Source organism: Brevibacillus fortis (genome assembly GCF_046196545.1).
GTDB classification, from domain to species: domain Bacteria; phylum Bacillota; class Bacilli; order Brevibacillales; family Brevibacillaceae; genus Brevibacillus; species Brevibacillus fortis_A.
This window is the reverse complement of the sequence record NZ_CP176370.1, coordinates 5,104,934-5,131,353: the sequence shown is the minus strand read 5'-3', so window position 1 is coordinate 5,131,353 and position 26,420 is coordinate 5,104,934. Positions and strand designations below refer to the sequence as shown.

At 48.4% G+C, this 26,420-nt stretch carries 23 protein-coding genes and 1 pseudogene; 21 read left to right on the top strand and 3 right to left on the bottom strand.

What is annotated here, in order from left to right:
• Positions 1 to 189 precede the first annotated feature (189 nt).
• Positions 190 to 565: pseudogene (locus tag ACKKE8_RS25145) on the bottom strand (DinB family protein).
• A 170-nt stretch (positions 566 to 735) separates the two neighbouring features.
• Here ACKKE8_RS25145 and ACKKE8_RS25140 point away from each other — a divergent pair.
• From ACKKE8_RS25140 to ACKKE8_RS25125, 4 genes are all read left to right on the top strand, one after another.
• Positions 736 to 2,034 (top strand): hypothetical protein, encoded by a 1,299-nt coding sequence (locus tag ACKKE8_RS25140; RefSeq protein ID WP_409175419.1) that lies wholly within the window; start codon positions 736 to 738, stop codon positions 2,032 to 2,034.
• A gap of 234 nt (positions 2,035 to 2,268) precedes the next feature.
• A complete protein-coding gene (locus ACKKE8_RS25135) occupies positions 2,269 to 3,501 on the top strand; it encodes an MFS transporter (RefSeq protein WP_409175418.1) in 1,233 nt (410 codons plus the stop codon).
• A gap of 25 nt (positions 3,502 to 3,526) precedes the next feature.
• Positions 3,527 to 4,948, top strand: a complete 1,422-nt coding sequence (locus ACKKE8_RS25130) for a M20 family metallopeptidase (protein WP_409175417.1) — start codon at positions 3,527 to 3,529, stop codon at positions 4,946 to 4,948.
• Between the two features lie 19 nt (positions 4,949 to 4,967).
• Positions 4,968 to 5,951: a glutaminase gene (locus ACKKE8_RS25125; protein WP_409175416.1), complete on the top strand. Its 984-nt coding sequence runs from the start codon at positions 4,968 to 4,970 to the stop codon at positions 5,949 to 5,951.
• A 51-nt stretch (positions 5,952 to 6,002) separates the two neighbouring features.
• On the opposite strand, the gene ACKKE8_RS25120 is transcribed toward ACKKE8_RS25125, so the two are convergent.
• The gene (locus tag ACKKE8_RS25120) at positions 6,003 to 6,335 is read right to left on the bottom strand and encodes a hypothetical protein (protein ID WP_409175415.1); all 333 of its coding nucleotides are present in this window, start codon (positions 6,333 to 6,335) and stop codon (positions 6,003 to 6,005) included.
• A gap of 124 nt (positions 6,336 to 6,459) precedes the next feature.
• Between ACKKE8_RS25120 and ACKKE8_RS25115 the strand changes: the two genes are divergently transcribed.
• The 14 genes from ACKKE8_RS25115 (at position 6,460) to ACKKE8_RS25050 (ending at position 21,939) form a co-directional block, all read left to right on the top strand.
• A complete protein-coding gene (locus ACKKE8_RS25115) occupies positions 6,460 to 7,425 on the top strand; it encodes a carbohydrate kinase family protein (protein ID WP_409175414.1) in 966 nt (321 codons plus the stop codon).
• Between the two features lie 12 nt (positions 7,426 to 7,437).
• Positions 7,438 to 8,331 carry an AEC family transporter gene (locus tag ACKKE8_RS25110; RefSeq protein WP_409175413.1) on the top strand — a complete coding sequence of 298 codons (894 nt, stop codon included), beginning with the start codon at positions 7,438 to 7,440 and terminating at the stop codon, positions 8,329 to 8,331.
• A 29-nt stretch (positions 8,332 to 8,360) separates the two neighbouring features.
• Positions 8,361 to 9,137 carry a GNAT family N-acetyltransferase gene (locus ACKKE8_RS25105; protein WP_409175412.1) on the top strand — a complete coding sequence of 259 codons (777 nt, stop codon included), beginning with the start codon at positions 8,361 to 8,363 and terminating at the stop codon, positions 9,135 to 9,137.
• Positions 9,138 to 9,272: 135 nt separating this feature from the next.
• Positions 9,273 to 10,256: a helix-turn-helix transcriptional regulator gene (locus tag ACKKE8_RS25100; RefSeq protein ID WP_409175411.1), complete on the top strand. Its 984-nt coding sequence runs from the start codon at positions 9,273 to 9,275 to the stop codon at positions 10,254 to 10,256.
• 98 nt (positions 10,257 to 10,354) lie between these two features.
• Entirely contained in the window at positions 10,355 to 11,560 is a 1,206-nt protein-coding gene (locus ACKKE8_RS25095; protein ID WP_409175410.1) for a PQQ-binding-like beta-propeller repeat protein, read from the top strand.
• A gap of 330 nt (positions 11,561 to 11,890) precedes the next feature.
• Positions 11,891 to 12,166: a DUF2277 domain-containing protein gene (locus ACKKE8_RS25090; RefSeq protein WP_007718101.1), complete on the top strand. Its 276-nt coding sequence runs from the start codon at positions 11,891 to 11,893 to the stop codon at positions 12,164 to 12,166.
• A 183-nt stretch (positions 12,167 to 12,349) separates the two neighbouring features.
• Positions 12,350 to 12,679, top strand: coding sequence for a mannose-6-phosphate isomerase (locus ACKKE8_RS25085; RefSeq protein WP_409175409.1), 330 nt, complete (start codon positions 12,350 to 12,352; stop codon positions 12,677 to 12,679).
• A 196-nt stretch (positions 12,680 to 12,875) separates the two neighbouring features.
• Positions 12,876 to 13,568, top strand: a complete 693-nt coding sequence (locus ACKKE8_RS25080; RefSeq protein WP_409175408.1) for an FHA domain-containing protein — start codon at positions 12,876 to 12,878, stop codon at positions 13,566 to 13,568.
• 168 nt (positions 13,569 to 13,736) lie between these two features.
• The gene (locus tag ACKKE8_RS25075; protein ID WP_409175407.1) at positions 13,737 to 15,788 is read left to right on the top strand and encodes a penicillin-binding transpeptidase domain-containing protein; all 2,052 of its coding nucleotides are present in this window, start codon (positions 13,737 to 13,739) and stop codon (positions 15,786 to 15,788) included.
• A 10-nt stretch (positions 15,789 to 15,798) separates the two neighbouring features.
• On the top strand, positions 15,799 to 17,808 hold the full coding sequence (locus ACKKE8_RS25070) for a peptidoglycan D,D-transpeptidase FtsI family protein (protein WP_409175406.1): 2,010 nt from the start codon (positions 15,799 to 15,801) through the stop codon (positions 17,806 to 17,808).
• A 140-nt stretch (positions 17,809 to 17,948) separates the two neighbouring features.
• Positions 17,949 to 18,800, top strand: coding sequence for a helix-turn-helix domain-containing protein (locus ACKKE8_RS25065; protein ID WP_409175405.1), 852 nt, complete (start codon positions 17,949 to 17,951; stop codon positions 18,798 to 18,800).
• A 109-nt stretch (positions 18,801 to 18,909) separates the two neighbouring features.
• Positions 18,910 to 19,890, top strand: coding sequence for a Fe(3+) dicitrate ABC transporter substrate-binding protein (locus ACKKE8_RS25060; RefSeq protein ID WP_409175404.1), 981 nt, complete (start codon positions 18,910 to 18,912; stop codon positions 19,888 to 19,890).
• Positions 19,891 to 19,963: 73 nt separating this feature from the next.
• Complete coding sequence (locus tag ACKKE8_RS25055) at positions 19,964 to 20,956, top strand: FecCD family ABC transporter permease (protein ID WP_409175403.1); 993 nt, start codon at positions 19,964 to 19,966, stop codon at positions 20,954 to 20,956.
• Positions 20,953 to 21,939, top strand: a complete 987-nt coding sequence (locus ACKKE8_RS25050; protein ID WP_409175402.1) for a FecCD family ABC transporter permease — start codon at positions 20,953 to 20,955, stop codon at positions 21,937 to 21,939. Before ACKKE8_RS25055 ends, ACKKE8_RS25050 begins: the two co-directional genes overlap by 4 nt.
• 227 nt (positions 21,940 to 22,166) lie before the next feature.
• Here the strand turns inward: ACKKE8_RS25050 and ACKKE8_RS25045 are convergent, their stop codons facing one another.
• Entirely contained in the window at positions 22,167 to 23,045 is an 879-nt protein-coding gene (locus tag ACKKE8_RS25045) for a proline iminopeptidase-family hydrolase (RefSeq protein ID WP_409175401.1), read from the bottom strand.
• Between the two features lie 174 nt (positions 23,046 to 23,219).
• Between ACKKE8_RS25045 and ACKKE8_RS25040 the strand changes: the two genes are divergently transcribed.
• Genes ACKKE8_RS25040 through ACKKE8_RS25030 form a run of 3 tightly spaced genes read left to right on the top strand, consistent with a single transcriptional unit; the run spans position 23,220 to position 26,307 of the window.
• Positions 23,220 to 24,137, top strand: a complete 918-nt coding sequence (locus tag ACKKE8_RS25040; RefSeq protein ID WP_409175400.1) for a hypothetical protein — start codon at positions 23,220 to 23,222, stop codon at positions 24,135 to 24,137.
• A gap of 20 nt (positions 24,138 to 24,157) precedes the next feature.
• Positions 24,158 to 25,615, top strand: a complete 1,458-nt coding sequence (locus ACKKE8_RS25035; protein WP_409175399.1) for a sensor histidine kinase — start codon at positions 24,158 to 24,160, stop codon at positions 25,613 to 25,615.
• Positions 25,612 to 26,307, top strand: coding sequence for a response regulator transcription factor (locus ACKKE8_RS25030; protein WP_409175398.1), 696 nt, complete (start codon positions 25,612 to 25,614; stop codon positions 26,305 to 26,307). Before ACKKE8_RS25035 ends, ACKKE8_RS25030 begins: the two co-directional genes overlap by 4 nt.
• The last annotated feature ends 113 nt before the right edge of the window (positions 26,308 to 26,420 follow it).

The window sequence follows — 26,420 nt, the reverse complement described above, 5'->3', positions numbered from 1 at the left end:
TCGTCACTCCCTTTTTCATAATAGGCCAGATGAGCAGCCCTATTACAAACATAAAGGAGCCTGATTATTCACGAGGGTCACCCTTCATCAATAATCAGGCTCCGGGAAGTTCCGAGAGCTCTTTTATGAAATCTTATACCATAAATCGTATCACTTTTTTCTTACGTTAGCAATATGGAGAACCAAGCGTTACTTTTTCAAGATACCTAAATATTCCCGCCAAGGTCCAACATCCGCCGTGTACCGCTTGGCCAAGACCCGTACGATCTGCGCCATGTGGGTTTAATCGTGAACCACCCATGAAGAGAGCAGCTCTCTTGCCTTGACTACGCCAAATGCAGGGTGTATCCCTGTTAATTCGAGATTCTTTTCTAGTTCTACGAGTGCTTGTAGCTTTGCGAGATTTTCTGTTCGAAGTGTTTTGAATTCCTGGAGTTTTTGTGCGAACGACCTTTCGGAAGTCTCGTGTAAGTGAGAGAAACGATCATAAGCCCACTAAAAAATACTCCAATGTTTGCGGTGTACGCTCCAGAACCTCAATCGCTTGTTTCAGATTAAAATTCATCGTACGACTCCTTTCGGTATGGAAACCCGTAGTATTCTCCCAACATTTCTCTTTCGTTTCACGTAGTCCTGCCCATTTTGTGTGGCGAAGGGTGGATTTGTGCCAGAGAATACGTATAGAATGGTCGTAGGCAAGGTTCGATAAATAGAGGGCAGAGGTTGGATTGATGGATGTTTAAAATCGGCGTGGTGGGTCCCCAGCAATCGGTAGAGAGAATTCTTGCGGTTGCCAAGGAATTCGATGAAGGAATGAATTTTATTCCCTATATCTATACAGAAACAAAAGAGACCGAAAAAATCGTTTTGGAAAATGACCAGTACGTGGATCATTGGCTTTTTTCGGGACCACTTCCGTATTTGATTGCCAAAAATGTCCTGGACGATGAAAAGCGGATGGAACATATTTTTCCGACGGAATCCAGCATCTATAAAGGCTTTTTGGAAATGGTGTACACACGGGGAGAGCTTCTGGATCGGGTCAGTGTCGATATGCTCTCATCTACCAAGTTCATGGAAGATTCCCTGTACAACAGCAGCATATCCGTGAGCCAACTATACATGAAGACATTTGAGGTTACGATTGATCCGCAAGAGCTGCTGGCATTTCATCTCGATCTATGGAACAAGAAACAGATTGATGCTGCGATGACCTGCTATCCGAACGTTTATCAGGCGCTTGTAGAAGCGGGCATCCCAGCCTATTGGATCTCGCCAAGCCGAATGGAGATTCAGCAAACGGTACGTGTGTTTGTCGAGAAAGTGCGGACATCCTACTTCAAGGACACACAAATCGGGATCGAAATGATTGAGGTCGAGCAATTCGACAGAATCAAGGAGGGCGCGAAGACCCCATATCATTTGCAATATTTGGAGCTACGTATAAAGGAAGCGTTGATCAAGCTGTGCGAGCAGGTAGATGGATCGCTCCTGGAGCAAGGGAATGGCCGATACGTCATCTTCAGCACGCGTGGGACAATTCACAGGGAGATTCCTACCTTGCAACAAACAGTCGAATATTTGGCGAAGGAAGCAGATACGACCATCGCAGTCGGTATCGGTTTTGGCGAGACGGCGTTTGCAGCAGAGATGAATGCCCATCGTGCGCTGCGCCAATCGAAAGAAAAAGCAGCGCGAGATATCGTCATGATTCAGGATGACGGTACGATCGTAGAATGGGTCGGTCAGGAAGAGGAGCTCATCTACTCGTATCGTGCCGACGATGATGAGGTTTTGGAAAAGCTGAAAAAGGGGAACATCAGCGTCAAAAGCTATAAAAAGCTCGATGCCTTGCTGCAAAAAATGGGCTGGACCGATTTCACGACAAAGGATCTGGCCAAGTATTTGCAAATGAGCGAGCGCAATGCACAGCGAATTGTCGCGGATTTGTGCGCCGTTGAGCTGGCGGAAAGCTCGGGGGAGGAATCGCAATTAACGAGAGGAAGACCCACCAAGCGATACCGACTTTTGTAAGCACCCTGTTACGGGTGCTTTTTTCATTGCCAAGAAATCAAAATGTTAAAAAAACCGTTGCCAATAGTCTCAACATTTCGTAGAGTATATATAACGACATGTCGTAATATATGCGGTAAATAAGGGAGCTGGACCATATTTGCGCGGATCGTCAGTCATCGAACGAGATGAATGCGCTTTCGGCAAAATGAAAGACTAGCTTAGTAATGCATCTAGAAGGAGGTATCCACACATATGGTATCAGCACGCACGAGAAACTGGATTTTAGCGCTACTCTTCTTGGGCTGGGCATTAGGGAACCTGGATCGATACGTCATGAACTATGCCATTTTGTCGATCACACAAGACTTGCAGCTTAGTGCTTCATCCACGGGATTATTGCTCAGTAGTTTTTTTGCTGGTTATGCACTCATGCAAATGCCTGGAGGCTGGCTGGCAGACCGGTTTGGTTCCAGAAAAGTACTCATCGCTTCTGTTGTCATGTGGTCTATTTTTACGGGGCTGACCGGAGCCGCTTGGTCTATGGCTTCAATGATTCTCATCCGTTTTCTGTTCGGGATCGGCGAAGGTGGCTTCCAACCAGCCAGCTCGAAGATTATCGCTACGATTTTTCCTGTAAAGGAACGCTCGCGAGCAATGTCCGTGATGCTCTCCTCTAGTGCCATTGTTGGGCTTTTCTCCCCGATTTTATCCGTTTGGATGATTCAAACTATGGGCTGGCGAACCATGTTCGTCGTCATTGGTGCAGTTGGTGCCGTGATTGCTTTTCTGTACTGGCGCCATATTAAACTTCCGCAAGATGAGTCTGCAACGAATACAATGAATGGCTCCGAGCAACCAAAAAGCTCCTTGTCCTTGTTGTTAAAAACGCCTTTGCTATGGAGTCTATTAATCGCTTACTTTAGCATTTATGCAGTAAACTGGGGCCTCGTAACCTGGATGCCGACTTACTTGAGCAAGGTACGCGGACTGGATATGATTTCGCTCGGCTGGCTGCAAACGATTCCAGGCTTCGCTACGTTGGTAGGTATTTACGTGAGCGGCTATGTACTGGACAAGCTGCCTAAAGGTCGAGAAAAAATTATTGGTAGTCTCTCCTGTGTGGTAGTCGCGGTCCTCTTGTACTTCATGTTTACTGCATCGAGCGTGACGATGTTTATTACGTACCAAGCAATTGTGTCGCTGTTCCTTTCCTTTGTGATCATTCTGTTGCCATCTGTTGTCCTGAAAAATCTTCCGGCTGCGGTAGCGGGAACAGGGATGGGCATCGTGAATACAGGTGGACAGCTAGCTGGCTTTATCACGCCAATGGCGATTGGTTTTATCGTAGAAGCGTTTAACGGTTCATTTGATGCAGCGTTCTGGATGCTGATCGGCTTCGCGGTCATCTGCATTGGCGCACTATTATCGTTGAACTATGAAAAAGGCGAGCTGTTACAGCAAAACGCCGACAGTGCATCCGCTTGAACAACTAGAGAAAGGAGCGTATGAAATGAACAGAACCGAGATCATTTCTGCGTTAATTGAACAAAAAAGAGACGCGTTTATTCGCGTTAGTGATAAAATTTGGGAAACGCCAGAGATTTACTTCGAGGAGCATCGCTCTGCCGAGTATTTGTGTCAAGCGCTGGCAGCAGAGGGCTTTGAAGTGGAGAACGGAATCGCTGGACTGGGTACTGGCTTTGTTGCCAGCTTTGGAAGCGGCAAGCCCGTCGTAGCCGTCCTGGGCGAGTATGATGCGCTGGCAGGTTTGAGTCAGAAAAAAGGCGCGATCAGCCATGAGCCGATTGTCACTGACGGTCATGGGCATGGATGTGGACATAATCTCTTAGGTGCCGGAGCAATGGCAGCAGCGGTTGGCATCAAGGATTACATGGAGCAAACTGGCTTACAAGGTACAGTTCGCTACTATGGGTGCCCAGCTGAAGAAGCGGGCTCTGGAAAAGCGTATTTGGCAAGGGCAGGCATGTTTGCTGACGTAGATTTTGCACTCTCCTGGCATCCTGCGACAGCGCCAAATATCATGAACATCAGCTCGCTTGCGAATTACTCTGTTCGTTTTCAGTTTCACGGAAAAAGCGCGCATGCAGCAGCCGCTCCGCATTTGGGACGCAGTGCCCTGGATGCCGTGGAACTGATGAACGTAGGCGTGAACTACATGAGAGAGCATATGATTCCGGAAGCACGGGTTCACTACGCCATTACGAATACAGGCGGAATTTCGCCAAACGTCGTCCAGCCGTTTGCGGAGGTCGTGTACTTGATTCGCGCTCCGAAAAAGCAGGAAGTGAAGGAATTGTATGAAAGAGTCTACAACATCGCACGGGGAGCCGCCTTGATGACGGGAACCACCATGGAAGCGGTGTTTGAGGGTACAGCTTCTGATTTGGTACCGAATACGGTATTAGCAAAGCTCATGCACAAAAATCTGGTTGAAGTCGGCGTGCCTACGTACGATGAAGCAGATCAGCAATATGCCAAACAAATTCAGGCAACGTTAACAGCTGAGGATATGAGAGCTTCACTGTTCGGGTTGGATCGTGAAACAGCGAAGCAACTGAAGAACAAAGCGATTGCAGATGTGATCGGGCCACTTTCTACGCACGAGTTTACGCTTGCTGGGTCTACGGATGTGGGAGATGTCAGCTGGCAAGTTCCGACGATGCAATGCATGACGACATGCTGGGCACTGGGAACGCCTTTCCATACGTGGCAGGTCGTCTCGCAAGGGGCCATGCCTATCGCACACAAAGGGATGCTGCAAGCAGGTAAAGTCATGGCTGCTACAGCGATCGAGGCGATGGAAAACCCGGCGCTAATCGAACAGGCAAAAGCCGAATTGCAGGAACGTTTGGAAGGAGAAGAATATTTCTCGCTCATTCCTGACGATGTTCAACCACCTCAAAAAGCTTAAATCGACGGTAAAAAGGAAGATGGTTAGTCAAGTGCCGCAGCAAACAAGAACGATCGAAACAGACAGCTTGGAACAATGGATCGAGCAATATCGCGGGGAGTCCAGCAAGGGCAAATGCGCTGCTTATATCCCTGCTTTGAAAGAGGCTGACCCAACACTGCTAGGGATTTGTGTGATGGGACCAGATGGACAAATCAGCAGGGCAGGCAACTACGATGCTCCTTTCACCCTGCAAAGCATTTCCAAGGTCATCAGCTTTCTCGCAGCATGTACGCACCACGGGATTGCGAATGTATTGGAGCAGGTGGATGTAGAGCCTACTGGAGACGCATTTGATTCGATGGTTCGGCTGGAAATGCACAAGCCGGGAAGGCCTTTTAATCCCATGATCAATGCAGGAGCCATTACGGTGTCTTCCTTGTTGCAGGGGAACGGAGTCCAGGAAAAATTTCGCTCCTTTCAAGACATGGTCGAGCGCATGACAGGACGCAAGCATCAGATCAACGAGGAAGTGTATCGCTCCGAGTTGCAAACAGCCAACCGCAATCGTTCCCTCGCCTACTATCTTGCAGCTACTGGCTTTTTGGCCTGTCCGGTAGAGGATGCTTTGGACGTGTACATCCGGCAATGCTCTCTGGAGGTAACGGCAGAGGACATCGCAAAAATCGGCTTGATCCTGGCCCATGATGGCTATGATCCGATACGCAAGGAACAGCTTTTCGGCAAAGAGCTGGCTCGCGTGACCAAAGCACTGATGGTTACATGTGGCATGTACAACGCTTCCGGCAATTTTGCTGCTTTTGTGGGTGTGCCAGCGAAAAGCGGCGTGTCAGGAGGCATTATGGCTGCCGTTCCTCCGCGTGGGCGTTCTGGGGAGCTGCCTTTTGCTGGCGGCTGCGGAATCGGTGTGTATGGTCCTGCTATTGACCAGTACGGAAACAGTGTAGCGGGTGTGGGGCTGCTCAAGCATATGGCAAGTGCGTGGGATTTGACGATCTATTAAAAAGAAATGGCTAGAGATCACAGATCATGTCTGGATCTTTAGCCATTTCTTTTATTTCCTTAATTGATTTTTTATGAGCTGCTCCTCGTGTTCTGTAGGATTCGAAATTCTGTTTTCAATAAAGAATTCAGCTTGGCTCTTTATGATGCTAATTTCTCTCTCTTCATCTACGATCTTCATTCCATCTGGAGTAGTGAGGTGAGCAATTTCTGATAGATTTCCTTCCTTTTGAATATGATCTGATCGTAAATCAACGAGCACCGTCATCAGAAGTTTATCTTTATAGAAGATTCTTGCTGTCACCTGTTTTTTCTCCAAATCAACCAAAGGATAATCAGTTCTTATTCCAACTGGTTCAAAAATGGTAAACCCAAAACTTTTCACAGCGAATCACCTCGTTTCTTGATTTTACCAAATGGGAACATCAACATACAGCCGCTGGCTTTCATTGGCAAAAAAAAGAACCTGTGACATACTGTAGCTATCACGGTCATCGGAGGAAATCAACATGGTAGATGTGGTTGCATGTGGCGAATTATTGATTGATTTTACACCTGTACAGCAGAAGGAAAAGCCGGGCGGCATTGCATTTGAGCAAAACCCTGGAGGAGCGCCTGCCAATGTGCTTGCCGCCCTGTCGCGCTTTGGGAAACGGACTTCCTTTATCGGTGCGGTGGGAAATGACGGATTCGGTCGGTTCTTGAAGTCAACGCTTAGTGGTCTGAATATTGGCACAGAGAGACTCGTACTCACAGAGGAAGCGCCTACAACGTTGGCTTTTGTCCATCTCGATGAGACAGGCGATCGTTCTTTTCACTTTTATCGCAATCCGGGTGCAGACATGATGCTGCGGGAGCAAGACGTGAGCGAGGCGCTGATTGCACAGGCAGCCGTTTTTCATTTCGGTACGTTGACCTTGACGCATGAGCCAGCCAGATCAGCAACATGGAAAGCCGTCGCATACGCGAAAAAGCATCAGCGGCTCCTTTCATTTGACCCGAATATTCGAGCGTCCTTATGGGGGGATCTGGAGGAAGCGAAGGCTATGGCCCTTAAAGGAATGGCGCAGGCCGATATCGTCAAGCTGTCCGAGGAAGAGCTGGTTTTTCTCATGGGGAGCGAGGATGTCGTGGAAGCGACAGCGTGGATGCTTCCGCAATATGATCTGCAAGCTGTTTTTGTCACGCTGGGGGAAAAGGGGTGTTTTTACCGCACACGAAATCAATTCGGTACAGTCAGTGGATTTCAAGTAACCACGATCGATACGACTGGAGCAGGAGATGCGTTTGTGGGGGCGCTGCTCTATCAGCTTCTTGAGGCGGGGGAAAGTATGCTGGATATCCCACAAGCCACGTTAGAGGACATGGTGCGCTTTGCCAATGCGGCAGGTGCGCTCACGACAACGAGATCAGGTGCCATTCCCGCCATGCCGACGCTGTCTGAGGTCAAAAGCTTCATGGAAGCAGCACGGTAGGAGGGAAGAGTTATGATATTTGTGGAAGTCATCCTACCTGTCCTGCTCATTTTTCTTAGCGGCTATATTTTGCAGCGCATTTTCAAAATGGATTTGAAGCCGATCTCTTCTTTGGCGATTTACATCTTGTCGACGGCGCTCGTCTTTCGTACCTTTTACAAAACACAGCTCGACTTGCAATTATTTTATATCGTTGTGATTTCGCTGCTTTTGCTAGCTGCTCTCGTTGTGATCACGCAGTTGACGGCACGGTTGTTCAAATACGACAAGCAACAGGAAAGCGCACTGATGCTCGCGACCGCCTTCATGAACAGTGGCAACTACGGGACGCCGATTATTTTGTTCGCCTTCGGAGAGGCTGGCTTTACGTATGCGGTGCAAATCATGGTTTTCCACTCGATTATGATGGGCGTATTCGGCGTGTACTTTGCCTCCCGAGGCGGAAATGGGATGGGGACGGCCGTCAAGGCGATCTTCAAGCAGCCGTCCAATTACGCTGTGGTTCTCGCGATTTTGCTGCAACAGCTGCAAATCGTCATCCCGCAAAGCTACTACCAGGCAATTGATCTCGTTGCACAGGCGGCGATTCCGGTCGTGATGCTCATCTTGGGCATGCAGCTCGCCAATGTATCTACCAAAGCGCTAGAGTGGCAGGGACTCAGTGCTGCGAGTGTCATTCGGTTGGTGGCGTCACCACTTTTGGCGTACCTCATCTGTCTGTTATTCCCGATTGATCCGCTTCTGCAAAAGGTGTTGGTCGTTCTGGCAGCCATGCCTTCTGCCGCAACTACTGCGATCTATGCGATCCATTTCAACATGCGTCCACAATTCGTTTCCAGCAGCGTGTTGGTGACGACGGTTATCAGTATCGGTACTTTAACGTTTTTGCTGAACATTTTGCACTAGTCCTGACGTAGACAGAGGAGGAAGAAAACATGAACAAGGCAGAAGTATTGCGGCTTTTTGACAAAGAAATGAGAGTGGAAATCACCTATCCGCCACTCCGACGGGAGGAGACAGAACACCTCGTTCGTCACGTCTCACCCACCCCGGATGATTCAGGAGTCGTCTTGTTTTCCAGGCTGTCTGAAGAAAATGCAGAGGAAGTGATCAAGCAGGAACTTGCCTATTTCTCAAGTCTTCAGCAGTCCTTTGAGTGGAAGCTGTTTGATTATGACCAACCGGCTAATTTGCTTGAGAGGCTGAAAGGCCATGGTTTTACAGTTGATGAGGAGGAGGCGCTGCTTGTGTTGGAGGTGGCGCAGGCAGAAGAGTTGCGAAGCCTTGTCATTCCGCAAGAGATACGGCAAATCACGGACTCAGCGGGCATTGATGATATCATGCAGTTGAAGGAGCAGCTATGGGGAAGTGTGAATGCGGAGCTTGCTGCGAGATTAAAACGGGATTTGGCGGAAGATCCTGAGCACCTGCTCGTGTACGCTGCGTACAGTGGCGATCAGGCAGTGAGTGCAGCTTGGATGTATTTGCATAAGGATACGTCCTTTGGCAGTCTATGGGGAGGCTCTACTTTGCCTGACTTCCGAAATAAAGGCTATTATACGGCCCTCGTAGCAGTACGGGTACAAGCAGCACAGGAACTCGGATATCCACTGTTGATGGTGGATGCGAGTCCGATGAGTCGACCGATTTTGGAGAAAAAAGGCTTTGAATTTCTCGCCTATTCTTATCCTTGTTTTTATGAGTATAAATAGTATCCGTGTAAAAAGAAGCTGCCCATTGCTCTGAGGGGCAGCTTTTGTAGTTGCAGATAGTCGCCTGTGTAACTATTATGAGAATAAGAATCATTTGCAAAATAATCCTACATATGGTTAGGCAGGGAGAAGGTCATGGAGCAAGCATCTGTACATTCCATATACGATAGCTATATCAATGCATTGCCCTCTACAAAAAGTGATCGCATTGTGTCCGAAGCGAATCGGTATACATTGACGAATAATGATGGCTACCTTCGGAGAGTGATTCCTCGACCGGGATTGGAGCTGGTCGAATCGAGCTATTCCCTTCAGGAAAACCGCGTGATGGATTTACAGTCGCAGGCAGCCATGGTTGAGCTCAGCTTTTGTTTGGAGGGGAGCGGAGAGTTCGTCGTTTCGGGAAGTCAGCACGAGTTTTTGCCTGGGAGCTGCTCCCTTCAATTGATGAACGATTTTCATGCGCATTTTATGTACCGGGCGGATGTTCCTCATCGATCTGTCGGCATCGGTATTTCCGTGGAGCAATTTAATGATTGGGTGGCGGAGAGCGATGTGGGAGCAGCGTATTCCTTTCAAGGGCTGCTTGGCAATCAAGCCTATCGTCTGTTTCGGATGCCGTTGCAACCGAATATGGCTCGGATGCTCCAGCAGTTGAACGATTTTTCATCCTCCCATCTGAAGCTGCGGAGATTGCATACAGAAGGCAAGATTCTGGAGATTGTGTCGTCGGCGCTGGATACGTTTTTGTTCGAGCGGGAAGAGAATCGACCGAGGTCACAGTTATCTCGGAGTGATCGGGAAAAGATTCACAACGCCCGTGACATTTTACTCGAAAATATGGAGTCCCCGCCTTCTCTGATCGAACTGGCGCGTATGGCGCAGCTCAATGAATACAAGCTAAAGATTGGCTTCAAAGAAGAGTTTGGGACGAGTGTATTTGCCTATTTGCGGGAAAGGCGTTTGGAAAAAGCGCTTGGATTACTGCGGGAGGGCAATCTGAATGTCAGTGAGGTTGCACTCATCGTGGGATTCTCCAATTTCAGTCATTTCTCCGAGGCGTTTCGCAAGCAGTATGGACTCAATCCTTCCGAAGTGAAACGGGGGAGATTTTGCTAGTTTTACGATCTGGAACGGATACCTTTGCGCATAAGGGGTATCCGTTTTCTGTAACAAAAAGGAAGTAAGTAGCCGAAATAGGAAGGAAGGGGGCTATTATGAAAATACATCATACGATTGTCGCTTTGGCACTGGGTGTTAGTCTCGCATTTCCCATAGGGACAGCTGCGCAGAGCATGAGCAGTGAACAAATTACGCCGATTACGGTTTTGGAAGATGGGGTAAAGAAGAACCTGAAGATGCGAGGAGCCGATCAATTCGAGATCGCATGGCGCTATGATGGGGGACAAGAGTACTTCTCAGAGGTCGTCGATGAGGATACGGGTACGATGTATTTACTTTCGGGAAATGGTGTGCTCCATGCGTTGAATCCGAATGGAAAGGTTATTTGGCAAAGTGATCTCGGACTAGATTGGTCGAATTCCCTTAAGCTAGGCAAAGACGGGGTGTTGTACATTCTGGACCATAACAGCTCTGAATTTGAATACGGCACGCCTGCTTGGATTTATGCCGTAGACAAGGATGGTAAGGGACGCTGGTCGATGGAGCTCCCGCATATGTATAGCTACTACACGGAATTTGATGTGTCAGCGGAAGGGATCATGTTCATGCTGACAGATGAAGAGGTAACGGCAGTCGATCAGGAAGCGAAACTGGTTTGGGCAAACGATCAAGTGGTCACTTATGAGTACGAGCCGTATCTATCCGATGATGTAAGGCAAATGACTTGGATTGAATCGATTCAAACCTTGCTGGTTGAACGGTATCACAACAAGCTAGCAGCTCTCGATCAGAATGGGAGAATTAAGTGGCAGCGGGAAAACGTCCAGCCGGGGACGAGATATGTTTCAGACGATGGCATGGTGTATACCTTGGGAGAAAAAGGGCTGACATTTCTTCATGCTTCCGATGGTAAAGACCGTGCAGAAGCACCAGTGGATGCCAATACGCTCAATAAAGTGGGAATTCCACATGATGGCGCTGGAAATTTTTATCGAGAATATAATGAATACACGATCTGGAAAATAGATCACACGGGTAAGAAGATATGGAGCTACAATCGACCTAAGGAACAAACGGGAACATTGGGATTTCAGCCCATTTCAGATCGTCAAGGGAATGTTTTCTTTGCCGATACGGGCGGAAGTATTTTTTCGCTAGACCCAAATGGCAAGGAACGCTTTACCGTATTACGCAATGATAGGATGTCCGTTTACGCGCACTTATGGACAGGTCCTGACGGGGTATTGTATGCGAGTGCGGATGGAATGGGCATAATAGCGATCGCGCCGAAAGGGAAGTAGCAACATAGAGGGTACATAAAAAATCAGTACGAAGGTTCATTTGGATGAAAAGGTAACTCTTCTACAACAGGCACAAATTTATCAGGCATGGGCTTCACCGTCACCCATACACTTTCTTGTTTTTGACATCATAGACTCTGGTGAAATATCGATTCATCCCGTAACGAAATGAGGGCATCCTCCTACAATAACAGGAAGGGACATGATCAGGAGGGCGTAGGTTAGTGACCGTTTAACCATCATTGCGCTTCACTCCGTTTCCTCTCATCTAGCGATTCATTGATCGCGTATAGTAAAATGATACAAAAAAAGGAACAGAAGGTGTAAGCGATGTGCCGAAACATCAAAACCTTGTTCAACTTCGACCCACCCGCGACAGAAGATGAGATTCAAGCAGCAGCCCTGCAATTCGTGCGAAAGCTCTCGGGCTTCAACACGCCTTCGAAGGCCAATGAAGAGGCTTTTCACCGCGCGGTCCAAGAAGTCTCCGTTGTTGCGAAAAATCTCATGGATTCGCTGGTGACGAATGCAGAGCCACGCAATCGAGAAGTCGAAATCGAGCGTGCTCGCGCGAGAAACGCCAAACGGTTTGGCACGACAGAGTAGTAAGATAATAAAGTCAAGCAGTCTATTTAACGGGCAGGCCTTCAGGGGAACTGCCTATTTTTGTTTCCTATTTCAGAAATTTCAGCATCTTATCATCGTCTTATGAGATGATTTATCATTTCGCTACTATGTCTCTCTCCTACAAACTATATTATCGTAGAGTGCAAAGGGGAGAGGATCATCATGGAAAAGGTGAACGTCGCACAACATTTATCACTCTTGCAAGATTCCTGGGGCTCTCTGGTTGTCGGAGAGATGAATGATACATCTATTACGCTAGAGAAGCTGCAAGGTGAGTATCCTTGGCAACAAAATGACCAGAAAGATGAACTGCTGTTTGTCGTCAAAGGCAGACTGCTGCTGATGTACCACGAGCGTAATATATGGGTGGAAGCCGGAGAGTTTATCGTTGTGCCAAAGGGAGTTTCCTACAAGCTGTTTATCCCGAATGGCGATTGTCATCTACTGGCGATTGAACCGAAAAAATTCGCTGCTCTCAAGCGCTGCTCCTAAGACGATCAACATAGAAAATCGAGCGCTATTCGTTCGTGGATAGCGATGATATAGAGCTGTCAATCGACCGGTCACTTTCGTTGGCTGGACAATTGGCGGCTTTTTTGCTATTAATATATGTTCAAAAAAGTGTTGACTTATGCGCAATTTATTATGTAATAAATACTGATAGCTCCAACTCTTTTCGAGGTGATGAATGTTGGACGACGGCATATATGTATTGATTAAAAAAGGAGACCCCGAGCAGCTTCAGAAGCGTCAGTTTCTACATAAGGAAGAGTGTACGATTGGGAGACGGGGCAATCAATTACAACCAGACATTGCTTTTTCCAGTCCGTATATTTCCAGAAGGCATGCAGTAATACGGAAAATCAATAACCAATATACGATTTCTGATTTGCAAAGCAAGCACGGGACAGAAGTGAACGGAATGCCGATACAGCAAGCACCACATTTTCTTTATCACGGTGATCATATTACGCTGGCTAAAGGCGTGGTAGAGATGATCTTTTTCGCAGAGGGTAGCGAGATGGATGTGACGCGGGAGTTCTCATTCCCTTTAACAATTCCAAAAGAAACTTCCTCCACGTCCGGCTTGGTCATCAATCTGGAACGCAGAGAAATACGTCTCGATGGCGCGAGAATCCATTTGACCGGAAAAGATATGGACTTGCTCATGCTTCTGTACCAACGTTCGAATCAGGCGGTCAGCTATGATGAAATCATGGTACTCGTCTGGCCGGAACGGTTGCTGAATACGGAGAGCAGCGTCCCGGATGTTGGACGAGCCGAGATCAACGCTCTCGTTTATCGCTTGCGTAAGCGGCTGGGCAGATATGGAGAGAACGTCACCACGATCCCGCGCTTCGGTTACATGTGGGAAGAGTAGTAGGCAGTACGACAGACACAGGATGAATTTCCTGTGTTTTTTGCATTTGATGTAACTATCTGACACTTATCATCGTCCTATGAGAATAGTCTCATCTTGTCATCATCTTTTTTCCATATATTATGGTATCCGACTGTAATATCGTGTGGTAGGGAAGGTGAATGACTAGTGAAAAAGACATGGATAGTATTTTGGACGGTTTTTGTCGTTGTTCTTTTAGGGTTTTTCTATCTTTTCTGGGACTTTTGGAAGGACAACACGCAGTCGGATGGCGAGAGGGCAAAGGCAGCATTCACCGCGTATACGACAAAGTGGGGAGAACAGAAATTCTCTGACATGTACGAGCAGCTTTCTTTACATACAAAAAAGACCATCAGCAAAGAAGAATTCGTTTCGCGTTACCAAAACATTTACGGCGGAATCGAGGCCAAAGCGATTGCGGTCGAGCCGATGTACAATGGCGACGTCATGCCAGGTGAGGATGGGCAGATCAATTTTCATTACCGGCTGACGATGGAAACTTTCATTGAACCGATTTCCTTTACGGGGAAAGCGATACTTGTCAAAGAAACGCAGAATGACTTGGAGGACTGGTACATTCATTGGAATCCTTCTTTTATTTTTCCAGAAATGAAAGAAGGGGACAAAGTAAGAGCCAATACGGTGTATCCCAGACGAGGTGAAATCACGGATCGGGCAGGGCGTCCATTGGCAACAGAGCGTGTCGTGGTAGATATCGGGATAAATCCGGGAGAATGGAGCCAGGCTTCACAGACCGGGAAAATGGAGGTCAGCAAGCTTTTGCAAATTCCGTTGGATGACCTCACCTCCAAGGTCCAAGCTACGACAAGCAAGTCGGCCAAGTTTATCCGGATCTCCACGCTGCCGCAGGACGATGCACGAATCAAACAATTAGAAAAAACTGAAGGGCTCAAACTGCACAAAAAGAAAGTCCGCTACTATCCCTATCAGGACGCGACGGCCCATCTGGTTGGCTATGTAGGAGCGATTAATCAGGAAGAGTATGAGAAACGAAAGGATCAGGGCTATAAAACGTCTGATGTGATTGGCAAATCAGGACTGGAACAGATTTTTGAGGAGCAGCTAAGAGGGAGTGTAGGTGGGCGTATCGTCATTACGGATGCAGATGGAACAGAAAAAAAGACCGTGGCGGAACGCTTCGCCAGGCATGGACAGCCACTGGCATTAACCATAGATGCTGAAGTACAGCAGACGATTTACCAGGAGCTGAAAAACGAAGCAGGCACGGCAGCGGCGATCTCACCAAAGACCGGGGAAATACTGGCCCTCGTCAATTCTCCGTCCTTTGATCCGAACGCGTTTGTGCTTGGGATGTCGGCTACAGAGTGGAAGCAAATGAATGAAAACCCGCAAAAGCCGCTTCTCAATCGATTCGCGCGCGGGTTTGCGCCGGGCTCGACCTTCAAGCCGATTACGGCAGCGATTGGCCTTGCGTCAGGAGCCATTACCCCTGTGGATAGTATCCACGTCCGCGGACTGCATTGGCAAAAGGATGCGTCCTGGGGTGGATACGAGGTAACGCGGGTCAGCGATTACGGGGGACCTGTCAATTTGGAAAAAGCATTGGTGTACTCCGACAATATTTATTTTGCGAAAGCGGCACTTTCCATGGGGGAGGAGCAATTCGTGAAAAAGAGCGAGTTGTTTGGATTCCATGAAGCTCTCCCGATTCCATATCCACTGGACAAATCGAAGCTGTATAACGACGGTTTCAAAAACGAGATTCAATTGGCAGACTCCGGATACGGTCAGGGCGAGGTAACGATGACGCCGCTTCACCTCGCGTTGGTGTACAGCGCTTTTGCCAATGACGGGAATATTGTCTATCCATCACTATTGCAGGAAGACAAAAAAGGCGGGTATTGGAAGACGAATGTCATACCTGTCGATGTGGCGAGCACGGTGAAGCAGCATTTGCTAAAGGTCATGGAAGACCCGCGCGGCACCGGACGAGGAGCACGCGTGCCTGGTATTCGCATGGCGGGCAAGACTGGAACAGCTGAGCTGAAACAGAAAAAAGGCGAGCTCGGAGTGGAAAACGGATGGTACGCCGTTTTTAATGTAGATGATCCGCGTTTGCTGGTTACCATGATGATCGAAGATGTCCGTGGTCGGGGTGGCAGTCATGTACTCGATGCACGTATCAAACGGATTTTCACGAAGGTACTGAAAGAGTAGGAGAGCAAGGATGAAGGAAGAAAAAAATGATCGTGTGAAACGGTTGCAAATCGTCTATATCGTCGTATTTCTGATGTTTGTGGTCATCATTTTGAGATTGGCGCAAATCCAAATCCAGCAAGGGAGCGATTATGCAAATGAGCTGGCAGACAGATCGTATAAAAAGGATTACATTCCCGCTATGCGAGGAAACATTTATGACCGCAACGGGTATGTCATTGCCGAAAGTCGGCCTTCCCATCTCGCTGTCTTCCGTGAACAAGAGATCATGGAGAAGAAAGCGTACTTTGAATTGGTGGAAAAGCTGGAGAAAATATTGAGCCTCGACAAGGCCACGCTGTTAAAAAAGATGGATGTCGGATATGCCTTCGAGAAAGGCAATTATGTGGAAGCGGCACGACAATTGCCGCGCTATTTGGAAAAAGAGCTGAAGGTGGATTTGACGGAAAAAGAAATCGCAGTGCTGGGTGAGCATCGCGGTGATTTGCCGGGGATTGAAGTAGTGACAAAACCGATCAGGAAATACGATCCCAAGCAAATCGCCGTACAGGCGGTCGGGTATGTCCGGCCTTTTCATATTGCTGAAAATGTGAAGCTCGCCTCCTACAAGGATGAGAGCACGCGGTATTTGCCGAACCAGTTAGTCGGGCTCGATGGAATTGAGCTATCTTACGAAAAAGAGCTTCGCGGGAGCAACGGTTACCGGATGTATGAGGTAGCAGCAGATCAGACGGTTGTGAAGCAAGCGGAGGAAGTTCCATCCGTTCCGGGCAATCATGTGTATCTCACCATTGATCAGCGGGTACAGCTGGATATCCGGGATTCCATCCGAGCGTTTCTTCCGAAGATGCGTGCAACCATCCCTGAGGCGAGGGCTGCAAAGGGAGCGTACGTCGTGGCAGTCGAGGTCAAGACAGGCAAGGTCGTCGCGATGGTCAGTTATCCGGAATACGATCCAAACGTGTGGATTGAGGGACCGGATCAAAAAACGTATGACGAGATCAAGCTGGCGGTGACGAATGGGACGATTCGAGAAGCGCCATACGATACGCGGCCATTAACGGGCGAGGCGGCCATTCAGGAGGGCTACAAGCATCCGGGTTCAATTGTGCCGTCAGGGTCTGTCCTCAAGCCGATTACGGTATTGCTTGGTTTGCAGGAAGGCATCATCACTCCCGCCGATCGATGGAATGATGGAGGGGTGTATCACTATGGACGTGGAACAGACCGGATTAAGAACGACAATTCCAAAGCGCATGGCACGATTTCCCCTGCGATTTCCCTGCAAAAGTCATCGAATACGTACATGGCGAGAATCGGGGAGGAATTGTCCCGTCGAAAAGGAAAAGAGTCAGCGTCCGTGCTGCAATCGTACTATCACGCATTCGGATTAGGGGTTCAGACTGGCGTGGATTTGCCGAATGAAAACAAAGGCAAAGAAGACTATTTGGTGATGGATGAAAACTACGGACCATTAGCAGCGATGGTGCAAGCTTCCTTCGGGCAGCAAGTTCGTGCAACGACGATGCAATTGGCACAATATGCAGCGACGCTTGCGAATAAAGGTGTACGTTTGCAGCCGCAGATGGTAGATAAGATCACAGACGCAGAAGGAAAATTGGTAAAAACGTACACGCCCAAAACCATGAGCACCTTCCCTCACCCTGATAAATATTGGGACATTCTGGAGCAAGGCATGGTGATGGTGACGAAACCAGGGGGAACAGCAGTCCGCGCGTATGAGGGCATGCCGTTTCAGGTAGCTGCAAAGACAGGAACATCTGAGCAAGATATTTATGTACCGGTGACGGTGACAGATGAGAAAACAGGACAGAAAAAGACAAGGTGGAAAATGCATGGCCGCATTACGAATGGTGTCAGCATTTCGTATGCCCCAGTCGACGATCCTGTCCTGGCAGTAGCTGTAATCGTTCCCGAGGGTGGTTATGGGGGAAGATCGGCTGCGATCATTTCTCGTTCCGTATACGATGTGTATGACAAGCATATCGGATTGAAATAACAGGCTGTTCGAAGTGGTTCCGTCGAGGATCTACTTCGGGCAGCTTCTTTCATTTACCATGGCCCTCAAATCCCCTCAAATAATGCGTTAGATAGCGTATACAAGCTATAATAGAAGGAATATGAGAGGGGGAAGCACCGTTGATTGCAAATGAAACGTATCGACAGTTAAAACAGATGATCTACTCCCTCGACACGGTCAGTCTTGAAATTTGCCGTCACAATGAACCACTGATCCTTTCACCTGCTCATTCTCATCGAATCGGGTTTGTCAAAAATATAAAAGGAACAATGGAAGAGAACGGGAAGAGACAGTTAGTTGAGGCAGGGGATGTATTTTTTATCAAGCCGAAGACGAGCGTTTCTTTGCGGACGGAACAAGACAAAGAGCTGGAGGTCTTTTTCATTGCGTTCTCCTATTGGATCGAACAAAACGAGACAGGGAAAGAGAGAGTATTTGTTCCGGGCAAAGAAAATTTTCCTCTGGAAGGGACTTTCCGTGTACGCAGCCATTCGCAGGTCTTGCATTTAATGGAGGAACTTCATCAAAGCTATGCGTCTAATGAGGAGAGAGAGCAATTTCGGCAGAGGCTGTTATTCGAGCGCATTCTGTACATCCTGGTGAAAGATATTTCTTCGATTGAGAGCAGCGAAAATACGATGGCTAGCATCGAGGAAACGATTCTGTATGTCGACCAGCACTATATGCTCAATCTCACGCTGGAGATGTTGGCAGGAAAGGCGAATGTCAGTCCCAGCTATTATTCACGTATGTTCAAAACACTAAAGGGTGTGAGCTTTTCCGATTACATGACAAGCCTTCGAATCAATCGGGCAAAGGTGCTGCTCCGATTGTCGGGGAGTCGATTGCGTGAGGTGGCTCAAAGCGTAGGGTATAACGATGAGTTTTATTTCAGCAAGATGTTTAAAAAAGTGGTTGGCTTATCCCCATCGGAATACGTGAAGACGCATATGAGACAAGATAATTCATGAAATCGAGCAAAATTCTTCATGGTATGGTGCAGTGGCTATCGATATAATCTCTATTGAAAATGATTTTCAATTTCGATAGAGTTTTATTTTGGTAGGAGGTTTTCTCATCATGAGAGCAAGACTGTTGTTACCCGGCTTTCTTCTTATTTTTATGGTATCTGTCTTTTTGAGTGGTTGCGGTACAGCGACACAAAATGCACAGGGAACAGCTCCAGCAGCTGCGACCCATACAGAGTCTACACCAGCAGCTTCAAGTGAAAAGCGAGTGATCAAGCATGAGCTGGGGGAAACGGAAATCGTTGGCAAGCCTGCGCGTATTGTCGTGATGGACTTTTCCTTTGCAGATGCTTTGGCTACATTGGGTGTAGCTCCTGTCGGAATCTCCGATGACAGTGATGCGAATCTGATCATTCCAGCGGTAAAAGAAAAAGTAGGCACTTATACATCGCTCGGTTCTCGTTATGAACCAAACATGGAGCTGATCAGCTCCCTTGCTCCTGATCTCATCATTGCAGATCTGAACAAGCACAAGGCTGTATACGACAAATTGAAGCAAATTGCACCGACCATTGTACTGAATGACCACCAGGCGAACTACGAGCATATGCTAGCCAATTACGCCGTAATCGCTGATGCAGTGGGCATGAAAGAAGAAGGCAAAAAACGCTTGGACGAGCATCAATCGAAAATGGATGCCATCAAAGCGAAGCTGCCAAAAACCGATGCTAAGTTGAAGGTTCTGCCGGCAGTAGTGAACCCGACCGGATTCTTCGCTCACTCCAATGCTTCCTATGCTGGTTCTTTGATGGAATACCTCGGGTTGGAGGATGCGGCAAAAAGTGAAGAGGCGTATCCAAAAACTAATCTGGAACAGCTGGTTGCCCTCAATCCAGACGTATTGTTTTTGATGAAAACAGGTGACAAGACGATTGTGGATGAATGGAAGACGAACCCACTTTGGCAAAACATCAACGCTGTAAAAAATGGCAAGGTGTTTGAAGTAGCACGTAATAAATGGGCACTGTCGCGAGGTTTGATCGGATCGGAGTTAAGTTCGGAGGAAGCCGTAACGCTTCTTTCTGGCAAATAAAATAGGAAGCTTTTCGGGATGGGTGTCGTAGCTGACATCGATCCCGTCGTTTTTGCGGGAGGAGGTTGTACCTATGGAGGGAGCTTCAAAGGCGGGCATCGTTTTTGCGGCAGGAATGCTCCTGCTCGTTTTTGGTTTAGTCGTCAGTATCTCGGTTGGTTGGACAGACATGGGGTTGGTGAGTGGCGTAAAATCCCTTTTTGCCCCCTCTACATCGCAGGAGCATTTGATTGTGACGACGCTCAGGCTTCCAAGAGCACTATTGGCGGTAATCATTGGGGCGGGTCTCGGTGTGGCTGGTGCGATTATGCAAGCAATGACAGGAAATCCACTTGCTTCGCCGCAGACGTTTGGGGTTAATGCAGGTGCATCGATGGCGGTCGTAGCTGCCTTGGTACTCTTGCCAAATCTCCCGGTGCCATTTTTAGCGCCACTCGCTTTTGGCGGGGCTGTTATAGGTGGATTTGCGGTGTACTATCTCGGTGCGGCTGGGGGGATGACTCCTGTTAAGCTGGCTTTGGCTGGTACTGCTGTCCATCTGTTTCTCGCTTCGATTACAGAGGCATTCATCTTGTTTCATCAGCACTCTACCGATCAAGTCCTGTTTTGGCTTGCGGGGTCATTGGATGGGGCAGATTGGACGGATGTGAACCGTGTGCTCCCTTGGTCGATCGCTGGGCTCGTGGTTGCCTTTTTTATGGCTCGCTCCATCGGGATTATGCGTATGGGTGAGGATGTGGCCAAAAATCTTGGACAACATGTATTTCGGGTACGGACGATCTGTGGAATCATTGTCATCGTACTCGCAGGCTCGGCTGTTGCCGTTGCTGGTCCGATCGGCTTTATCGGATTGATGGTGCCACATTTGACCCGACTTTTGCTAGGAAGAGAGAGTCAGCTATACCTACCGATTACAGCGCTGCTCGGCGCATTGCTGCTGGTCTATGCGGACATTCTTGCCAGGTTCATCGCGTATCCATATGAGTCGCCAGTAGGCATCGTGACCGCTTTTCTGGGCGCTCCCTTTTTCCTCTATTTAGTGGGTAAGGAGAGGAGAGCCTCATGACACGCAGACAAAGTATTGCACCTGCCTTACTTCTATTGCTCATCGTCACCGCTGTTATCAGCATCGGAACTGGGGCGGTGTCCATATCGCCGCGGGAGGTAGTCGAGTCGCTTTTCGGGACGGGGCCGAAAAATCATCGCTTTATTATTGGAGAGTATCGTTTGCCGCGTGTTGTCCTCGGCATGCTGGCTGGAGCGGGATTGGCGGTATCCGGGGCTATTTTACAAGGAATGATTCGCAATCCTCTGGCCTCTCCTGACGTAATCGGTATCACCAAAGGTGCGGGACTCGCATCTGCCATCGTCATTTTTCTTTTTCCCAAATCCCCGGCTTATTTGCTGCCGTTGGCGGCATTTGGAGGTGCGGCAGTTGTCGCTGCTATTTTGTATGTATATACCGCGCGAAAACGCGTCCAGCCCGCTACTCTAGCACTGGTAGGGATCGCCATCGGGGTCATTTGTCAGGCGGGCATCCAATACCTGATGGTCAAAAATCCGGGGGATGTCAATGCGGCACTGCTCTGGATGGCAGGCAGCTTGTGGGGGCGGGGATGGGAACACGTATGGGCGGTGCTTCCGTGGATACTCGTCTTTCTACCGATTGCATTCTTATTGGCGTACCGGCTCGACGTATTGTCTCTCGGAGATGATGTAGCAGAAGGCTTGGGCGAGGATGTGACGAGACTGCGTGTTGTCCTTTTGGTAACCTCTGTCGCACTTGCAGGAGCATGTGTGGCGGTTGTCGGTTCCATCGGGTTCGTGGGTCTGCTCTCACCGCACATCGCTCGTCGATTGGTAGGTGGGAGGCACGCACTTCTTCTCCCGGTCGCTGCTCTGCTCGGTGCTACGCTCATGGTCGCCGCCGATGGGCTAGGCAGATGGCTTTTGCCGCCGATGGAGGTTCCCGTGGGAATCGTGACAGCTGTCATTGGGGCTCCGTATTTCTTGTATTTGATCGGACGAGAGAAAAGAAGAGGAGTATAAAAGAAGGGACCGAATCTTGCAAAAGGACTTGCTTGCGAGATTCGGTCCTGCTTGTTTCTCTTAAGAGAACCTATGGTAAAATAAGGTGGGTAGAGGATTGGTAGGGGGATGACTATGGTAGGGATGGAGATAAACGATTTATTAAGAATCGAACTCGCATCGTTCGGCGATACGAAGTCTTTCCGTTTTTTTATATGTCAGGTTAAGCCAGCGAGACAGCGGCGTTTTTATTTCGTATCTGCTTTTTGCAAAAAGCTGCGGATAACCTGCACGTATTCATCTGTCTCTTCCAGATAGCCGACATGCGAGCTGTTTTCAAAGACATGGAGCTCGGCGTTTGGTACCAGAGACTGATAATAACCTGTCGATTCAGGCGTCGCTTCATCATAACGGCCACAAACGAACAGGGAAGGGATGTTGATTTGATGCAGCTTGGGTGTGTAGTCGAATGTTTTCAGATTCCCTGTCGGGCAAAACTCAGACGGTCCCCACATCGTCATGTACACTTCTTTGTTCGCTTTTGGACGGCTTTCTGTCATGACTGTTGGCATTGGATCAAGGCGGCACACATGGCGCTTGTAGTATTCTTTCATGGCATCCTGGTATTCTTGTGAATCAGTTGTGCCCTGCTCTTCTTGTGTGGCGATGGTTTGTTGTACATCCACTGGCAATTGCTCGATTAAACGATCTGCATCCTGTTTCCAACGCTCTGCACTCAGGCATGGGCTGGAGAAGATGATGCTCTGTACCCCTTCCGGCTTGGTATCCACCAAATAAGCTGCTGCCAGCATCGTGCCCCACGAATGCCCCAGAATGTGAACCTCTTTTAAGCCAAGGGCTTGCCTGATGCAAGCCAGCTCTTCCACAAAGCGTTCGGTTTTCCAAAGAGTCAGATCAGTCGGGCGATCGGAATTTCCTGACCCGAGCTGATCGTAGAAAATGACGGGTCTGCCGTTGCCTAAGACATGAAGCGTTGATTTGAGCGGATCATGCGTATTGCCAGGTCCTCCGTGAAGGACGATCAGAGGCGTTTTCTCCCCTTCGCCGACACGACTGTACCATACCCTTCCGCCAGGAACTTCAATATAGCCTTCTTGCATACTCATCGATAATGCCTCCACTTCAGGTTCATGCTGATCTCTTCTTCTTTCAATATAGCATATGGTAATGTTTTTATACTTTTTTTAGAATTGATTTAGAGCGTGTTTAGACCCTCAATTTATCATCACTGGTATAGAAAGCGACGACAGTTGCTTTCGATGAAAATAGGAGGGATCATCATGCGAAAAAAATGGTTGGGTATCGGCTTGTCGGTTGGAATCACAGGAGCATTGATTTGGGGATACGGGGCATCAGCGAGTGCAGATAGCACGACGATGGGCGTATATGAATCAGCCCTGCATCAAACGAAGGAAGCGAAGAGCATGACGGCTCACGCGCAGCTAGCACTCACAGACAACGGAGTGAAGCTGCTCGCACTGGAGGGAGTCGCAAAGATTGATCATAACCAGCACATCGGAAATGTGGATGCGACTTTTACAGACATGCTGGGCGAGAAAAGCATGCAAGCTTTTCTGGAAAAGGATCAAGTTGTGGTTAAAAAAGGGGATAGTAACGTTTATCGGGTCATGGAAAAAATGGATAGAACACACCAACCAGAAAATGACGCCGAGAACAAACGAGGGGCCATGATGCATAAGCTGTTTGCTTCGGTATTCGGCGATCTTGGAAAAAACGCGACCGTTGAGAATCTACCGGATGGAGGCAAGCGTACGTCGCTTCAGCTCTCCGAAGAGCAAATACCGGCATTTATCCAGGCAGCCGGACCTATTATCTACGATAAGCTCGCTGAACATAGTCAAGAAGCGTCTTCCTCTGAAAACCATCTATCTGTGAAGCTTCCTCGCTTGCAAGAGGATTTTCAAGTGGACACAGTATTGCTGAACGCCAAGATCGACGAAAAAAATCAAATCGAACAGCAATCTGCTGTGGTACACCTCTCGGGAACGGACGCGTCCGGGAAAGAGCACAAGCTCCAGCTTTCTTTGGATATCCGCTTGTCCGATCTGGGTACGACCATACCTGATCGCATCGATCTTACTGGCAAGCAAGTCGAGAAGGTTTCCCGCGAGGACATGAAGAACAAATGGAGAAAAGGCTGGACGAAGCATTCCGATTTCGAGTCGAGTAAACCATGACTGCAAAGGGGTGATGAACCATGTCGATCAAAACAAGACTTTTGCTTTCCTATATTGCCATGATTATCATCCCCCTTGTTTTGTTTGGATTGATCGCATCGGGATTGGCGAATTACTTCTGGGGGGAACGAGAAGCAGGCAAACCGTTCCTGCGTGATACACTCAATAAACGAGACGAGTTGTTTGCTGGTGTCACATTCATGGCCAAATACGCTCCCAATCAATTGACGAACCAGAAGATGCTAACAGAGACGGATGAGCAGCTACAAACAGTTGGCGGAGCATTGATTCTGACAAAGGACGATAATGTGTTATTTGTCTCCCCGTCGATTGATAGCGCTGACTTGCCTGATTATTTGCAGGATCAGCCGGATCAGGGGAGCATGCATAGCTGGAAGCAATTGAAACAGGACGCCAACACGTTTGATACGTACGAGTTTACTTTTGCTGATCAGAGTAAAGGAAAGCTCTACTTCCTTGCGAATTCTTTCCCATATATGCAGACAGGCATTTATTTTTTTATCGCATTGATTCTCAGTCTTCTAACGATTGTGGCGCTGACGAACGGTGTACTAACGTTTCTTGTTTCACGCAGTATCATTCGACCTTTGTACGCCTTAAAGCAGGCAGCGAACGAAATTAAAGAAGGCAATCTGGAGCGCCCTGTTCAACTCCATCGCAAGGATGAGCTGGGAGAGCTGGGAGAAGCATTTGAAGAGATGCGTGGCAGATTGTATGATTCTATCCATTTGCAGCTTCAGTATGAGGAAAATCGTAAACAACTGATTTCCAGTATTTCGCATGATCTAAAAACACCTATAACAGGAATCAAAGCATGTGTGGAAGCGGTGCAGGAAGGGATTGCGGACACGGAAGCGAAGCGGGAAAAATATATGAAGATGATTGCCATCAAATCAGAGCAGATGGACCGTCTGATCGATGAGCTGTTTTTATTCTCGAGACTGGATTTGAACAAGCTGCCTTTTCACTTTGAAGAAGTCGATATGCGAGCTTACATGGCTCAGTTTGCCGAGGAGCTGCGGCTAGACCCTCGGATGCACGGCATTCCTATTCGCTATGAAGAGCATCATGAAAGTCCGATTCCAGTCATGGCTGATCAGGAAAAACTCCATCGCGTGCTCATGAACATCGTGGACAATAGCCTGAAGTACTTGAACAAGGATGAGAAGCTGATCCGATTGGAAGTGGAGAAAGCCGACGGTGAAGTGATCGTGGCGATCTCCGACAATGGGACAGGGATTGAAAAAGAAGCAATGCCCCATATTTTTGACCGCTTTTATCGGGCTGACCCTTCGCGTAATTCGGCCATGGGAGGCAGTGGGCTTGGACTCGCCATCGTCAAACAAATTGTGGAGGGGCACGGTGGTCGTGTATGGGCAAAGAGTGAGAGCGGACGCGGGACCCGCATTTGTTTTACCTTGCCAGATTTGAAGAGAGTCGGGGGTGACACGGAATGAAACACATTTTAATCATTGAAGATGACACGGTGATCGCAGAGGTGCAAAAGGATTATTTGGAGGCAAACGGCTACTCGGTCGATGTCGCTACTTCCGGCGATACGGGCTTGCAAAAGGCACTGCAAGAGGAGTATGACCTCCTGATTCTAGACCTGATGCTCCCAATCGTGGATGGCTTCGAAATCTGCAAGCAAGTCCGGAAAGCCAAAAATATTCCGATCCTGCTCGTCTCCGCGAAAAAGGAAGACATCGACAAGATCCGTGGTCTGGGTCTGGGAGCCGACGATCATATCAGCAAGCCTTTTAGCTTAGGAGAACTGGTAGCGAGGGTCAAAGCCCATCTGGCCCGTTACGACCGTCTCGTCTCCGATTCCAAACCGCGTACGGCAAAAGAGGAGATCAGGCTTCGGGGGATTCGCATCGACAAGCTGGCGAGGAGAGTTTACATCAATGGAACCGATGTAGCGTTCACTTCCAAGGAATACGACCTCCTGCTCTTTTTGGTAACTCACCCCAACTGGGTATTTAGCAAAACAGAGCTATTTGAAAAGATTTGGGGTCTCGACTCGTACGGGGATATCGCGACGGTGACGGTGCATATCAGCAAGCTGCGGGAAAAAATAGAAAGCGATCCGGCTAAGCCGCAATACATCGAGACGGTGTGGGGTGTCGGTTATCGATTTTTACTATAGTAGGTGGAAACGAGTGAACTATCTTGCCGCAAACGGAAACACTTGGGTAATTAGTACCAAGTGTTTATTCTGTTTACCATGAATCGACAAACTTAGGTAAAATAAATGGCAGA